Source organism: Terracoccus sp. 273MFTsu3.1 (genome assembly GCF_000383675.1).
In the GTDB taxonomy this organism is placed as follows: domain Bacteria; phylum Actinomycetota; class Actinomycetes; order Actinomycetales; family Dermatophilaceae; genus Terrabacter.
This window is the reverse complement of the sequence record NZ_KB911827.1, coordinates 160253-173488: the sequence shown is the minus strand read 5'-3', so window position 1 is coordinate 173488 and position 13236 is coordinate 160253. Positions and strand designations below refer to the sequence as shown.

Annotated in this window: 12 protein-coding genes; 5 read left to right on the top strand and 7 right to left on the bottom strand. The window is 71.6% G+C overall.

Going from position 1 to position 13236, the window contains the following annotated elements; translation table 11 throughout:
- Nucleotides 1–5: 5 nt before the first annotated feature.
- On the top strand, nucleotides 6–740 hold the full coding sequence (locus tag H283_RS0120560) for a DUF4191 domain-containing protein (protein ID WP_020145416.1): 735 nt from the start codon (nucleotides 6–8) through the stop codon (nucleotides 738–740).
- 99 nt (nucleotides 741–839) lie between these two features.
- On the opposite strand, the gene H283_RS0120555 is transcribed toward H283_RS0120560, so the two are convergent.
- Nucleotides 840–1322, bottom strand: coding sequence for an RDD family protein (locus H283_RS0120555; protein ID WP_028785788.1), 483 nt, complete (start codon nucleotides 1320–1322; stop codon nucleotides 840–842).
- Nucleotides 1323–1520: 198 nt separating this feature from the next.
- On the opposite strand from H283_RS0120555, the gene glnA reads away from it, so the two are divergent.
- Complete coding sequence (gene glnA / locus H283_RS0120550; protein WP_020145414.1) at nucleotides 1521–2945, top strand: type I glutamate--ammonia ligase; 1425 nt, start codon at nucleotides 1521–1523, stop codon at nucleotides 2943–2945.
- A gap of 60 nt (nucleotides 2946–3005) precedes the next feature.
- Here the strand turns inward: glnA and H283_RS25965 are convergent, their stop codons facing one another.
- The 4 genes from H283_RS25965 to H283_RS28605 form a co-directional block, all read right to left on the bottom strand.
- On the bottom strand, nucleotides 3006–3287 hold the full coding sequence (locus tag H283_RS25965; RefSeq protein ID WP_020145413.1) for a hypothetical protein: 282 nt from the start codon (nucleotides 3285–3287) through the stop codon (nucleotides 3006–3008).
- Nucleotides 3284–4012: a DUF2306 domain-containing protein gene (locus H283_RS25960; RefSeq protein WP_020145412.1), complete on the bottom strand. Its 729-nt coding sequence runs from the start codon at nucleotides 4010–4012 to the stop codon at nucleotides 3284–3286. Before H283_RS25960 ends, H283_RS25965 begins: the two co-directional genes overlap by 4 nt.
- On the bottom strand, nucleotides 4009–4725 hold the full coding sequence (locus H283_RS0120535) for a hypothetical protein (RefSeq protein ID WP_020145411.1): 717 nt from the start codon (nucleotides 4723–4725) through the stop codon (nucleotides 4009–4011). The genes H283_RS25960 and H283_RS0120535 overlap by 4 nt, the downstream gene beginning before the upstream one ends.
- Nucleotides 4726–4833: 108 nt before the next feature.
- A complete protein-coding gene (locus H283_RS28605) occupies nucleotides 4834–5352 on the bottom strand; it encodes a LuxR C-terminal-related transcriptional regulator (RefSeq protein WP_156023359.1) in 519 nt (172 codons plus the stop codon).
- 269 nt (nucleotides 5353–5621) lie between these two features.
- On the opposite strand from H283_RS28605, the gene H283_RS0120520 reads away from it, so the two are divergent.
- From H283_RS0120520 to H283_RS0120510, 3 genes are all read left to right on the top strand, one after another.
- Complete coding sequence (locus H283_RS0120520) at nucleotides 5622–6065, top strand: DUF1810 domain-containing protein (RefSeq protein ID WP_020145408.1); 444 nt, start codon at nucleotides 5622–5624, stop codon at nucleotides 6063–6065.
- Nucleotides 6062–7585 carry an MFS transporter gene (locus H283_RS0120515; protein ID WP_020145407.1) on the top strand — a complete coding sequence of 508 codons (1524 nt, stop codon included), beginning with the start codon at nucleotides 6062–6064 and terminating at the stop codon, nucleotides 7583–7585. The genes H283_RS0120520 and H283_RS0120515 overlap by 4 nt, the downstream gene beginning before the upstream one ends.
- A 289-nt stretch (nucleotides 7586–7874) precedes the next feature.
- Nucleotides 7875–8867 (top strand): peptidoglycan-binding protein, encoded by a 993-nt coding sequence (locus H283_RS0120510; protein WP_020145406.1) that lies wholly within the window; start codon nucleotides 7875–7877, stop codon nucleotides 8865–8867.
- Between the two features lie 65 nt (nucleotides 8868–8932).
- On the opposite strand, the gene H283_RS0120505 is transcribed toward H283_RS0120510, so the two are convergent.
- Both H283_RS0120505 and H283_RS0120500 read right to left on the bottom strand, forming a co-directional pair.
- Nucleotides 8933–10201 carry an MFS transporter gene (locus H283_RS0120505; RefSeq protein WP_020145405.1) on the bottom strand — a complete coding sequence of 423 codons (1269 nt, stop codon included), beginning with the start codon at nucleotides 10199–10201 and terminating at the stop codon, nucleotides 8933–8935.
- On the bottom strand, nucleotides 10198–13230 hold the full coding sequence (locus H283_RS0120500) for a bifunctional [glutamine synthetase] adenylyltransferase/[glutamine synthetase]-adenylyl-L-tyrosine phosphorylase (protein WP_020145404.1): 3033 nt from the start codon (nucleotides 13228–13230) through the stop codon (nucleotides 10198–10200). Before H283_RS0120500 ends, H283_RS0120505 begins: the two co-directional genes overlap by 4 nt.
- Nucleotides 13231–13236: the final 6 nt, after the last annotated feature.

Genomic DNA, 13236 nt, shown 5'->3' with positions numbered 1-13236 from the left:
GCACCATGGCACGCAACAAGGACGGCGACGCGAGCAGCGCGCCCCAGGAGAAGAAGCAGGGACGACTGTCCCAGATCCGTGACGTCTACCGGGTCTCCAAGCAGGCTGACCCGCTCATCGGCTGGTTCATGCTGCTGTCGTTCCTCGTCGTCTTCGGGGTGCTGCTCGTCATCGGCTTCCTCGTCAAGCTGCCGTGGATCTTCGGCATCTTCGGGGTGCTCTTCGGCGTCCTCGCCGCGACGATCATCATGAGCCGCCGCGCCGAGCGGGCCGCCTACAGCCAGATCGAGGGCCAGGCCGGTGCCGCGGGCGCCGCGCTCACCTCGATCCGCCGCGGCTGGTACACCGACCGTGAGCCCGTCGCCGCCGACGTCGCGCGTCCCGGCGACATCAACTCCGCCGCCATGGTCTACCGCGCGCTGGGCCGCCCCGGCGTCGTCCTCGTCGGCGAGGGCCCCACCAGCCGCGTGCAGAAGCTGCTCGCCACCGAGAAGAAGCGCGTCGAGCGCGTCGCCCCCGGTGTCCCCGTCACGACGATGCGCGTCGGCTCGGGCGAGAACGAGGTTCCCCTGCCCAAGCTCGCGAGCAAGGTCCAGCGCCTCAAGCCGCAGATCACCAAGGACGAGATGGCGCTCGTCAACAAGCGCCTCAAGGCCCTCGGTGGGCTGCGCGCCCCGCTCCCGCCCGGCGTCGATCCCATGCGCGCCCGCATGGACCGCAAGGCCCTGCGCGGCAAGTGATCCCGGCCGCCACGGCGGCACGACCCAGAGGTATGCGGAAGGGCCGGTTCCCCGGGGAGCCGGCCCTTCCGCCTACCCCGTCCGCGCGGGCGACCCGCGTCAGCGGGTACGGACGATGACGGTGTTGGGCACCTTGTCGTGCAGGCCCCGACCGTCGCGGTCCCAGACGACAGCGGGCAGGAAGAGGCAGAGCAGGACGGTGCGGGCGATCGCCTGGAGCGGCAGGACGCGGTCGCCGACGAGCGAGCGCACCTGCAGCCCCATGATCCGGTGCCCGATCGTGAAGCCGACCGTGCCGACGAGCACGAGGTGCATGACGCCGAACACGGCGAGCACGACGAACCCCTGGGCACCGGACGCCGGCGGCTGCGAGAACGGCAGCGGGACCCCGAAGAGCCCTCGGGCGATGAACGAGGCGATGGTCCAGTCGACGAGCACGCCCGCGAGACGGATGCCGAAGCCGGCGACGGAGCCGGGTCCGTGGGGTGGCATGCCGAGGTCGCGGCCTCGGTACTGCCCCTCGGCGTTCGTACGCGCGCGCGGGCCCTCGAGCCACGAGCCGAAATCCTTGCGGTCCACCACGGGTCCAGCGTAACGAGACACGGCTCGGGCCCTTTGCCCGGGCCTGTCCATCCGTAACACCCGTGAAACATGAGGGTCATTGCCGAGAAATCGGCAGTCGATAGTGTCGACACCGACAGCACGAGGCCGTCCCACGATCCCTGATGCTCCGCGGAGCCCAGGACCGGGCGACGACCTCGCCCCACATCAGGAGGTTGGATGTTCAGCTCAGCTGACGAGGTCCTCACGTTCATCAAGGACGAGGACGTCAAGTTCGTCGACATTCGGTTCTGCGATCTGCCCGGTGTCATGCAGCACTTCAACGTGCCGGCTGAGTCGGTCGACGAGGACTTCTTCACCGTTGGTCAGATGTTCGACGGGTCCTCGATCCGCGGCTTCCAGGCGATCCACGAGTCCGACATGAAGCTCGTGCCGGACCCCGCCACGGCCTTCATCGACCCGTACCGCGCCGAGAAGACGCTGGTCATGAACTTCTCGATCCTCGACCCCTTCACGGACGAGCGCTACAGCCGCGACCCGCGCAACATCGCGAGCAAGGCCGAGGAGTACCTCAAGTCCACCGGCATCGCCGACACCGCCTACTTCGGTGCCGAGGCCGAGTTCTACATCTTCGACGACGTCCGCTTCGAGACGAAGCAGAACGCGTCGTACTACTACCTCGACTCCATCGAGGCCGCGTGGAACACCGGTCGCGTCGAGGAGGGCGGCAACAAGGGCTACAAGACCCGCTACAAGGGTGGCTACTTCCCAGTCTCGCCCGTCGACCACTTCGCCGACTTCCGCGACAAGATCTGCCTCGACCTCAAGGAGGTCGGTCTCAACGTCGAGCGCAGCCACCACGAGGTCGGCACCGCGGGCCAGATGGAGATCAACTACCGCTTCAACACGCTGCTGCACTCCGGCGACGACCTCATGAAGTTCAAGTACGTCGTCAAGAACTCCGCGTGGAAGCAGGGCCACACCGCGACCTTCATGCCGAAGCCGCTCTTCGGTGACAACGGTTCCGGCATGCACACGCACCAGTCGCTCTGGAAGGACGGCGAGCCCCTCTTCTACGACGAGCGCGGCTACGGCGGTCTGTCCGACCTCGCGCGCTGGTACATCGGCGGCCTGCTCAAGCACGCCCCGTCGCTGCTCGCCTTCACGAACCCGACGGTGAACTCCTACCACCGCCTGGTGCCCGGCTACGAGGCCCCGGTCAACCTCGTCTACTCCGCCCGCAACCGCTCGGCCTGCGTCCGCATCCCGATCACGGGCACGTCGCCGAAGGCCAAGCGCATCGAGTTCCGCGTTCCCGACCCGTCGGCGAACCCGTACCTCTGCTTCGCCGCCCAGCTCATGGCCGGTCTCGACGGCATCAAGAACCGCATCGAGCCGCCGGAGCCGGTCGACAAGGACCTCTACGAGCTGCCGCCCGAGGAGCACGCCGCGATCCAGCAGGTGCCCGGCTCGCTCCCCGAGGTGCTCGACGCGCTCGAGGCCGACCACGACTACCTCCTCGAGGGTGACGTGTTCACGCAGGACCTCATCGAGGCCTGGGTCGAGTACAAGCGCAAGAACGAGGTGGACCCGATCCGCTTCCGTCCGCACCCGCACGAGTTCGAGATGTACTTCGACATCTGAGTCGTCACGGCAGTACCGGCCGATCCCCTCGTGGGAGAGCCGATCCCGGAACGCGGGTCCCTACGGGGACCCGCGTTTCGCGTATCGCGTCCTCGGGTCGCCCGCTTCACGAGGGTCGACGCTCCCCGGCTCCTGACCCAAGGCGCACAGGGACAGGAGGGTGACGTCGAGATCGCCCAGTCGGGCCAGGACGGCGTACAGGCGGGAGCGGTCGACGACAGGACCGCAGAGCGTCGTCCCGTCGTCGTGGCAGGTGAGCGCCAGCCCGCCGAGCCACGCCGACCAGTGCCCGTCGAGGTGCCCCTCGACCCGGATCTCGTAGACGACGGTCCGGTCGCTCATGACGACAGGCCCGTGGCTGCGACGGACGGGTTTCGGCCCGGCCGGGCGGTCGGGGCGGGAGCCGAACGACGGATGACCCACTCGGCCACGGCGAGGTTGATGACCCATCCGGCGGCCTTGGCGAGATCGCCCTTGAGCCCACCGGTGCCGAACAGGGCGCCGCCGATGCCCTCGGTGAACATCTGCGTCCCCGCGGCGAGCGCGATGGCGTACGCGCGGATCATCCACGCCCGGTGGTGCGGCACGTCGCCCCGGCGGATGGCGGTGATCCCGAGGACGAGGCAGGCGACCATGGCCGACCCGAAGGCCAGCCGGAGGACGTACAGCAGGTCGCCCGTGCCCGGCTTGGCGGCATACAGCAGGGTCATCCACAACGCCGACCCGGCCACGAGCACACCCACGCCCGTGACGACGCGACCGGCGCGGCGGTGCCAGACGGGGTGCCGGCGCCGGAGGGCGGGCACGAGCTGAAGGGCCCCGATGACGGCGTAGACGGCGGCTCCCACGATGTGGAGCACCAGCGGCGCCGGCGCGTCGGCGAAGCGGCGGTCCGCCGGCACGACCTGTGCGACGCCCCCGATCTGGGCCAGCCGCAGCGCACCGGCCGCGAGCGGGACGGCCGACAGGGCGATCATCGCCACCGGACCGCCCCAGCCGGCGGACCGCCCCCGTCGACCGGACCGGCGCCGGGCGATCCGGCGCCGGTCCACCACGTCGTCGGTCATCGCACGGCCCTGGCGACGGCGGGCACGCTCGCGTCGGGCGAGCTCGCGTCGGGCGAGCTGACGTCGGCGGGAGCGGCGATGGAAGTCTGGGTCGCGTTGCGCCACAGGGAGACTCCGAGGCCGATGAGGGCGACCCCGGCCGGGACGGCCATCGGCCGCTCGAAGGAGTGGGGCAGGACGGACAGCAGCACGGTGGCACCGCAGCCGAGGGCGAGCAGGGCGGCCGCCCAGCGAGCCAGGACCCTGGCCCGGAACATGGCGACGCCGAGCGTGACGCCTCCGCCGACGTACGCGACGGCCGAGACGAGGAGCACGCCCTGCATGAGCCCGATGTCGCCCACCGGGTGCCCTCCGCTGGCTGCGACGAGCAGGTCGTCGACGTAGCGGGGCGCCGTGTCCGCCAGCGTCGGCAGGACGTATGCCGCCACGAACGCGACGCTGCCCATGACGAGGAAGCCGACGGCCGAGAGGGCCCAGCCGACGAGGCCGAGCCAGCCCGTCTGCCGCACCTGGCGCAGGTACATCCCGGTGACGCCGCCGAGCGCGAGGGCGCTGAGGACCACCTTCGCGGTGTTGCGCAGGACCCACTCGGTGCTCTCGACGGACGACACGTCCATGGCCGGATGGTTGACCTGGACGCCGATGAAGAGGAGTCCGGCAACCGCAGCGGCAGCGCCGGCGGCACGGGTGAGGCTGGAGGTCGTGATGGTCATGTCGGGCTCCCGGTGACTGGGGCCGGACGGCGTGTCCGGCGATGTCCACGACGCTAGGGATGCCGAGGGTGAGCGCACATCACCTCATCGGGTGACCGGAGTGGTGATCTACAGCAGGCCGGACTCGTGCGCCCGGGACACCGCCGCTCGCCGCGTGGAGACGTCGAGCTTGCTGAAGATGTGCTTGGTGTGGGTGCGCAGCGTGTTGACCGAGACGAACAGTCGCGCCGCGATCTCGGGGCCGCTGAGGTCGGTGGCGAGCAGGCGCAGCACGTCGAGCTCTCGGCTGCTGAGCCCCGAACGCAGGCCGGGACTCGACCCGGCGTCCGGCTCTGCGCGTGCGTGCGTGTCACCGTCGGTCGCCGACGCGTCCAGGCGGACCAGGTCGAGCAGTGCGGGCGACGCGTCGGCTGCAGCCGCCTGGGTGGCCAGGAGCAGCTGCCGCAGCGCGGGTCCTCGTCGAGGAAGAGCCGGACGTAGCCGGCTGGGACACCGTGGCCCACGGCGCGGTGGAGGTCCGCCACGGCACGTTCGAGGTCGCCGGACACGCCAGGCGACCCGCCCGGCGAAGCCACCCCTCGATGCATCCGGGCCGTCGGTGTCCTGATGGGCCAGCCACTGCGCCATGAGGGTGGTCTTGCCGAATCCTGCTGGGGCACAGACGAGCACGAGCCTCGGAAGAGATGCTCCGGGCGCGGCCAGCTGGTCGGTCAGGCGTCGGCGCGGAACGAGGGGCCGACGGGCCCTCGGGACGTGCAGCTTCGTGCCCAGCACCGGCATGTCACCACCCTAGGCGCGCGGGCCCGGCGACACGGAGACCGAGCCGGGCGTACGCGTCGGGTCAGACCCTGGACAGGGTGTCGGGTCGGGTGGGCCGCACGGGTACGACCCTGTACATGACCGACGACTCTCCCGACCTCGAGCGCTTCGTCCGCGCCCAGGATGCGGGCGGCACCTACGCCGCCGCCCTGGCCGAGCTGCGGGCCGGCCTCAAGCGCGGGCACTGGATGTGGTTCGTCCTCCCCCAGGTCAGCGGGCTCGGCCGGAGCGAGACGGCCCGTACGTATGCCGTGTCCGGCCTTCGCGAGGCGCGCGCCTACCTGCGCCACCCGATCCTCGGACCCCGGCTGCGTGAGTGCGCAGAAGCGCTCGACGCCCTCGACACCGACGACCCGGTGCGCGTGCTGGGTCCGGTCGACGCGACCAAGCTCCGTTCGTCGATGACCCTCTTCGAGCTGGCGGCACGCGACGCGGTGGACGCCGAGCCCTTCGCTCGCGTGCTCGAGCACTTCTTCGACGGCCGCCGCGACGACGCGACGACGGGGATCCTCGGCGCGTGAACGACGACCACCCCGAGACCCACGCCGAGACCCACGTCGCCACGCACGACCGCGGCCGGGTGCCGGCAGGCGAGGCTACGGGGAGAGCACCGGCCGCCGAGCCCGACCCGCGGCGCTGGAGGGCCCTGTGGGTGTGCCTCGTGGCCGGGTTCATGACCCTGCTCGACGTCAGCATCGTCAACGTGGCCCTCCCCTCGATCCAGACCGGGGTGCAGGCCACGCCCAGCGACCTGCAGTGGGTCGTCTCGGGCTACGCGCTCGCGTTCGGCCTGACGCTCGTCCCGGCGGGACGCCTCGGCGACGTCCTCGGCCGTCGCACCGTGTTCGTCGTCGGCGTCGTCCTCTTCGGGCTCGCGAGCCTCGCCTGCGGGATCGCCCCGAACAGCACCCTGCTCATCGTCGCCAGGCTGGTCCAGGGTGCCGCCGGCGGCATCCTCAACCCGCAGGTCTCGGGTCTGATCCAGCAGCTGTTCCGTGGTGACGAGCGTGGCCGGGCCTTCGGTCTGCTCGGCGCGACCATCGGCATCTCGACGGCCGTGGGTCCCGTTGTCGGCGGGGTCATCCTCGACGGCCTGGGCGAGCAGCGCGGCTGGCGGTGGATCTTCTTCGTCAACCTGCCGATCGCCGTGGCAGCGGTGGCGCTCGCCCTGCGCTGGCTGCCCGATCCCCCGCCTCGCGACCCCAACCGGCATGTCGACGCGGACCCGCTCGGCGTCGTGCTGCTCGGGGCCGGCGTGCTCGGTGTCCTGCTGCCCGTCGTCGAGACGGGGCGCGGAGGAGCGGGCGTCCCGGGGTGGGTGGCCCTCGTGGGCGCGGCCCTGCTCGTCGCCTTCCTTTGGTGGGAGCGCACGTACACCCGGCGGGGCCGGAGTCCCCTCGTCGACCTGGCGCTCTTCCACGTGCCCGGATACGCCTCTGGTGCCGCCGTCGGCAGCATCTACTTCGGTGGCTTCACCGGCATCTTCTTCGTGCTGACGATCTTCTTCCAGCAGGAGCTGGGCTACTCTCCCCTGCTCGCCGGACTGGCCGTCACACCCTTCGCCGCCGGGTCGGCCCTGACGTCCGCGATCGGCGGGCGCCTCGTCAGCCGGTTCGGGCGCTCGCTCGTGACCGGTGGGCTCACCGTGGTGCTCGTGGGTCTCGTCGCGGTGGACGTCGTCATCGCTGCGGTCCACGACGCCTCGCTCGGCTGGTGGCTCGCCGGCCCCCTGCTCGTCGCGGGTCTCGGCAGCGGTCTGGTCATCTCCCCCAACATCACGCTGACGGTCGCCCGGGTGCCGGTCGAGCGAGCCGGCACCGCCGGAGGGCTGCTCCAGACCGGCCAGCGCATCGGCACCGCAGCCGGGATCGCCCTCGTCGGCGCCGTCTTCTACTCGGACGCCGCGGCCGGTGGCGCGCTCGACGCGTCGACCGCACTCCGCGTCGCTGCTGCTCTCGTCGCGGTCGCGCTGCTCGCCAGCGCTCTCGACCTGCGGGGGCGTCGGCGACGCGAACGCGGGATGCCCCTCCCCGGGCGCTAGATCCGTCTCGGTCTCCGGCCCTGCCCAGGCCGCGCGGGCCACCCCGAACGGGCGTCGCATATCGCACGCCGAGCGTCGGATGCGTGACCGGCACGGCGTGTCGCGTCAGTGACTTTTCACGTTGACTGGGCAGTAATCGGACAAATGGGTTAAATTGCCACACCCGCGTTCGCAGGTTCCCTGACGGCCTCTCTCCACGCGCACGGGATCACAACCCAACACCCCTCGCGCCCTGCCACCCTGCCTCGGCACGGGTGGCTCCCACCGATCCCCGTCTCGGAGAACCACCATGAACCACCCCGTCCTTCCTCGACGCCTGCGCACGTTCGGTCTGCTCCTGGCAACCGTCGCGTCGCTCGCCATCGTGTCCGCCGTGGCCCCGTCGGCCACGGCCGGCGGCGGCGCCGCCGTCGCGGTGCCCCCGACCCCGACCGGCCTCCCCGTCGCGATCGAGGGCCTGTCCCCCTACGTCCCCCCGACAGGCTGCGACCTGCGCACCCGCACCGGCTCGGCGAAGCTCGCCAAGCTGATCCAGGCGACCTACGGCAACACGTACGGCCTCTCGCGCACCTGCACGTCGGCGACGACGCCCTCGTCGGAACACTTCGACGGACGCGCCATCGACACCTTCTTCAACGTGCGCAACGCCACCGAGCGCGCCGAGGCCAGTGCCGTGCTGACCTGGCTGCTCGCGTACGACAAGGCGGGCAACCGCTACGCCAACGCACGGCGCCTCGGCGTCATGTACATCATCTGGAACGACAAGATGTGGAGCTCCTACCGCCCTGCGGAGGGATGGCGCCCCTACAGCACCTGCGCCGACACGCCCTCCTCGGCGTACGACACCGCCTGCCACCGCAACCACATCCACCTCAGCCTGTCGTGGGAGGGCGCGAACGGTCGGACCTCCTTCTGGACCAAGACGGTCGCCCCAGTCGACTGGGGTCCCTGCCGCCCCGCCGACCTCAACTGGTCCGCCGGGCAGGCGACCCCCAACGCGACGCGCTGCCCGAGCTACCCCGCCGTCAAGGCTCCGGCCGGCGCGAGCACCCTGCTCAAGCAGCTCGTCCCCCGCTCGGGCATGGTCCTGCGTCCCGGCATGTCCGGACCTGCCGTGACCACGCTCCAGAACGCCATCGGCGTCACTCCGGCGACCGGCACCTTCGCCTCCGTGACGACGAGCCGCCTCAAGACGTGGCAGACCAAGCACGGACTCGGGGCGACGGGCATCGCCTACCCGTCGACGTGGCGCGCCCTGCTCGCCGCCAACGGCATGCGCTGACGCGCGGGCCCGGGTAGCGGACCGCTCGTCGGACCGGTTCCGGTACGGACGTCCTCTCGCGTCGCTCAGGCGGCGCGGGAGGACGTCGTCGCGTAGGCGGAGTCGACGGCCGAACGGACCCTGCTGTGGGGCCACGTCGCGGCGATGAGCGCGACCAGTGCCAGACACACGCCAGCGCAGATGGTGACGGCAAGATGGGGCCCCGAGTGCTGGCCGACCCAGCCGGCCGCGAGGTACGACAGGCCTGCGGCGGCGATCGAGACCGACCCGGCCAGGCTGAAGATGCGGCCCCGCAGGGCCGGCTCGGTGACGAGGGCGAAGGTCGCCTGCAACGGCACCATGAAGGCCTGCATCATCCCGGACACGAAGAACAGGGCCGCGACGAGCCAGATCGGCGGCTCGAAGGCGGTCAGCAGGAGCGGGATCGGCATGGCGAGGGCCAACGGCACGATCGACCGGTTCTGCTCGTGGACGTCCCTGCGACCGATGAGGATGATGCCGACGACGGCGCCCACGATCGGTGAGGCCATGAGCACGCCACCCCAGCCGTTCTGCCCGGCGATCGGCAGGGCCAGCGCCTCCGGCGCGACGATGCCGAGGCACGCGATCGCGCTCAGCGTCACGAGGCGGGCCAGGACCGGGTGCCGCGCCAGGTCGCCCGCGGCGGTCGTCAGGTCGCGCGCGAAGCCACGCAGACCGCGGCCTCGCTCGCCCGAGACGGGTCGCAGCTCGACGACGAAGAGGGTCACCAGTGCCGCGACGACGAACGTCAGCAGGTCGAAGAGCAGCCCCGTCTGGGGACCGACGAGCACGATGAGGCCGCCGCCGAGGGCCAGTCCGATCGCCTGGTTGAACTGCTCGGACATCGCCCCCAGGCCCACGGCACGCGCGTAGAGATGCCGGTCCTCGAAGAGGTCGGTCACGAGCACCATGTAGGAGGCGGTCGAGGCCCCGCCGACGAGCTCGAGCCCGAAGAGCACGAGGAACATCAGCCAGTAGCTCGCCCCCTGGAGGACGAGCCACATCAGACCCAGCACGCACGCGGCCCGCAGCAGGTGCGACCAGATGAGGACCCACTTGTAGGGGAACCGGTCGACGACCGGTCCGATGAGGCTGCGTCCGAAGAAGGTGGGCACGAGGCTGACCGCGAGCGTCGTGGCGGTCGCGAGCGGTGACCGGGTGCGCTCGTAGACGACGGCAGCGATCGTGACGCGCGCGATGTAGTCGCCCCACATCGACAGGGCGTTGGCCAGGAACACCGGCAGGTACCGCGGAACGCGGAGGACGGCGGCGTACGTCGGCGCGCTCTCGCCCTGCCCCTGGCTCGGATTCACGTGACGACGCTACCCCGAGGTGGGGTGTCGTAAAAGTTGAAATCAGTGGCGTGCCTGGAGCGTCGCGCGACCCGGCGCCACAGCTCGGCGAGCGCTGCTCCCTCGCCCGCGGACCGACCCATGATGCGGCCGATCCCGTCGAGGTCGCGCAGGTCCGACGGGACGCTGTCGATGGGTCTTCCGCGCCACAGGACGCCGGCGTTGCGCAGGAGCGCACCGAGACGCCAGGCCTCGCGCAGCGCCTTGACGTCGTCGGTCGCGACGAGCCCCTCGGCCTCAAGCGCGGCCAGCCCCGCCATGGTGCCGGTGACCCGCAGTGAGGGGTGCGCGTGGGCGTGCTCGAGCTGGTGCAGCTGGACGACCCACTCCACGTCGGTCAGACCACCACGGCCCAGCTTGATGTGGGTGCGCGGGTCGGCACCACGCGGGAGTCGTTCGCTCTCGACCCTCGCCTTGAGAGTCCGGATGTCGCGCACCTGGCTCTCGCTGATGCCGCCCTCGGGCCACCGCAGCGGGTCGATGAGCTCGAGGAAGGCGTCGGCGAGGGACGACGGGCCGGCGATCGGGGTGGCCCGCAGCAGCGCCTGGAACTCCCACGTGAGCGCCCAGCGCTCGTAGTAGGTGCGGAACGAGTCGACGCTGCGCACGAGCGGTCCGCCCTTGCCCTCGGGGCGCAGGTCGGCGTCGAGCCCGAGCCCCGGGTCGGGACCCGAGCCGGACAGGAGCTTGCGCAGCTCCTGCACGACCATCGTCGCGCGAGCCTGGACGTCCTTCTCGGACGAGCCGGGATGCGGTTGGTGCACGAACATGACGTCGGCGTCGCTGGCGTAGCCGAGCTCCCGCCCACCGAGACTGCCCATCGCCACGACGAGGATGTCGCCGCCGACCGGCTCGCCCTCGCGCCGCTCGACCTCGCGGATGGCCGCCTCGAGGGCGACCTGGATGGTCGAACCGGTGAGGTCGGTCAGGGCCACCCCGACGCCGGGAAGGTCGATGACGCCGACGAGGTCACCCATGACGATGCGCAGCAGCTCGTGGCGGCGGATCGCGCGCACCGCGGCCACCGCGTCGGCGGCCGAGTCACGTCGCCCGGCCGCGGACTGCATCGTCGCCGTGATCGCCTCACGCTTGCGCGGCGTCAGACCGTTGTCGTCGCCGAGGATCGACACGCTCTCGGGCGAGCGCACGAGCAGGTCGGCGGCGTACCGGCTGCGCGCCAGGCAGTGCGCGAGGCGGTCGGCGGCACGGCCCTCGTCGCGGAGCATCTTGAGGTACCAGTGGGTCGAGCCGAGCTCGTCGGAGACCCGGCGGAAGGACAGGAGCCCGGCGTCGGGGTCGGCCTCGTCGGCGAACCAGCCGAGCATGACCGGGAGCAGCGTGCGCTGGATCGCCGCACGACGGCTGACACCCGTCGTCAGTGCCTCGATGTGGCGCAGGGCGCCTGCCGGGTCACGGAAGCCGAGAGCGAGGAGGCGCTGACGAGCCGCTTCGGGGCTGAGACGTGCCTCGGTCGGGCTGAGCTTCGCGGCCGCCGCGAGCAGCGGCCGGTAGAAGAGTCGCTCGTGGAGCCGGCGCACCTCGCGGGCCGCAGCCTGGCGGTCGGCAACGACGGCCTGCTCCGGGTGCGTCCGGTGTCCCATCGCGCGACCCAGCCGGCGCAGGTCCGCCTCGGTCACCGGCATGAGGTGCGTGCGCCGGAGGCGGTGCAGCTGGATGCGGTGCTCGAGGCAGCGCAGATGGCGGTAGGCCCGGTCGAGGATGGCGGCGTCGTCGCGGCCGACGTAGCCACCGCGCGCCAGCGCCGCCAGCGCCTCGAGCGTCGTCGCGGACCGCAGGCTCGGGTCGGTGCGGCCGTGCACGAGCTGGAGCAGCTGGACGCTGAACTCGACGTCGCGCAGGCCTCCCGGCCCGAGCTTGAGCTGGCGCGCCGCCTCGTTGGCGGGCACGTGCTGCTCGACGCGACGGCGCATCGCCTGGACGTCCTCGACGAACTTGTCCCGACCGGCCGCCTCCCAGACCATGGGAGAGATCTCTGCCTTGTAGCGCAGCCCGATCTCCTTGTCCCCCGCCGAGACCCAGGCCTTGAGCAGGGCCTGGAACTCCCACGTCTTGGCCCAGCGCTCGTAGTACGCCTTGTGGCTGCTGATGGTCCGCACGAGCGGCCCCTGCTTGCCCTCGGGGCGCAGCGCGGCGTCGACGGGCCACAAGCTGCCCTCGGGCGTGGGGGTCGAGCACGCGCGCATGACGGCCGTCGCCAGCGCCGTGCCCACTCGCAGCGCGAGGTCCTCGTCGGCCCCGTCGGCCGGCTCGGCGACGAAGATGACGTCGACGTCGCTGACGTAGTTGAGCTCGCCACCGCCCGTCTTGCCCATCCCGATGACGGCGAGACGGCATACCTCGTGGCCCTCGCCGTACTCCTCCCGAGCGATGACGAGGGCGGCCTCGAGGGCCGCCTCCGCCAGCTCGGCAAGGGCCTCGCCCACGGCTGGCATCTCGGCGAGCGGATCGGCGGCCGTGACGTCGAGGGCGGCGATCCGCAACAGGCCCCGGCGGTAGGCGATGCGCAGGGCGTCGAGCGGCGAGTGCTCCCCCCGCTCGTCGCTCACCGCGTGCACGAGGTCACTGCGCACCTGTTCGCCGGTGCGTCGCTCGGCACGGGCGGCGTCGACCCAGTGCTCCGGGTGCCGGACCAGCTCGTCGACGAGGGCCGTCGAGGCACCGAGCACCCCGAGGACGCGCTCGCGCCCGACGCCCGGGGTCGCGAGCTCGGCGGCGAGGGCGGAGATGCCCCAGTCGGGCGGGTCCCCGAGACGGGCGAGCGACTCCGCGACCCGCACCAGCCCGAGCAGGCACTGGTCGGGGTCGGCGGTTTCACCCATGACGGCGGCCAGGGGGTCGAGCTGGCCGTCCTCGACAGCCGCGCGGATAGGCAGCAGCGCGCGGTCGTCGATGAGCCCGACGGCGCGGTCGGGGTCGGCGAACCCGAGGCGGGCCAGGGCCCCCTCGGTCGTGCTGGTGCGTGATGACATCGGTGT

What these genes read in the sequence shown, in the direction of transcription:
- glnA (WP_020145414.1), top strand. Translation starts at nt 1,521, where the DNA reads ATGTTCAGCTCAGCTGACGAGGTCCTCACGTTCATCAAGGACGAGGAC.
- H283_RS0120520 (WP_020145408.1), top strand. Translation starts at nt 5,622, where the DNA reads ATGACCGACGACTCTCCCGACCTCGAGCGCTTCGTCCGCGCCCAGGAT.
- H283_RS0120560 (WP_020145416.1), top strand. Translation starts at nt 6, where the DNA reads ATGGCACGCAACAAGGACGGCGACGCGAGCAGCGCGCCCCAGGAGAAG.
- H283_RS25965 (WP_020145413.1), bottom strand. Translation starts at nt 3,287, where the DNA reads ATGAGCGACCGGACCGTCGTCTACGAGATCCGGGTCGAGGGGCACCTC.
- H283_RS0120500 (WP_020145404.1), bottom strand. Translation starts at nt 13,230, where the DNA reads ATGTCATCACGCACCAGCACGACCGAGGGGGCCCTGGCCCGCCTCGGG.
- H283_RS28605 (WP_156023359.1), bottom strand. Translation starts at nt 5,352, where the DNA reads ATGGCGCAGTGGCTGGCCCATCAGGACACCGACGGCCCGGATGCATCG.
- H283_RS0120535 (WP_020145411.1), bottom strand. Translation starts at nt 4,725, where the DNA reads ATGACCATCACGACCTCCAGCCTCACCCGTGCCGCCGGCGCTGCCGCT.
- H283_RS0120510 (WP_020145406.1), top strand. Translation starts at nt 7,875, where the DNA reads ATGAACCACCCCGTCCTTCCTCGACGCCTGCGCACGTTCGGTCTGCTC.
- H283_RS25960 (WP_020145412.1), bottom strand. Translation starts at nt 4,012, where the DNA reads ATGACCGACGACGTGGTGGACCGGCGCCGGATCGCCCGGCGCCGGTCC.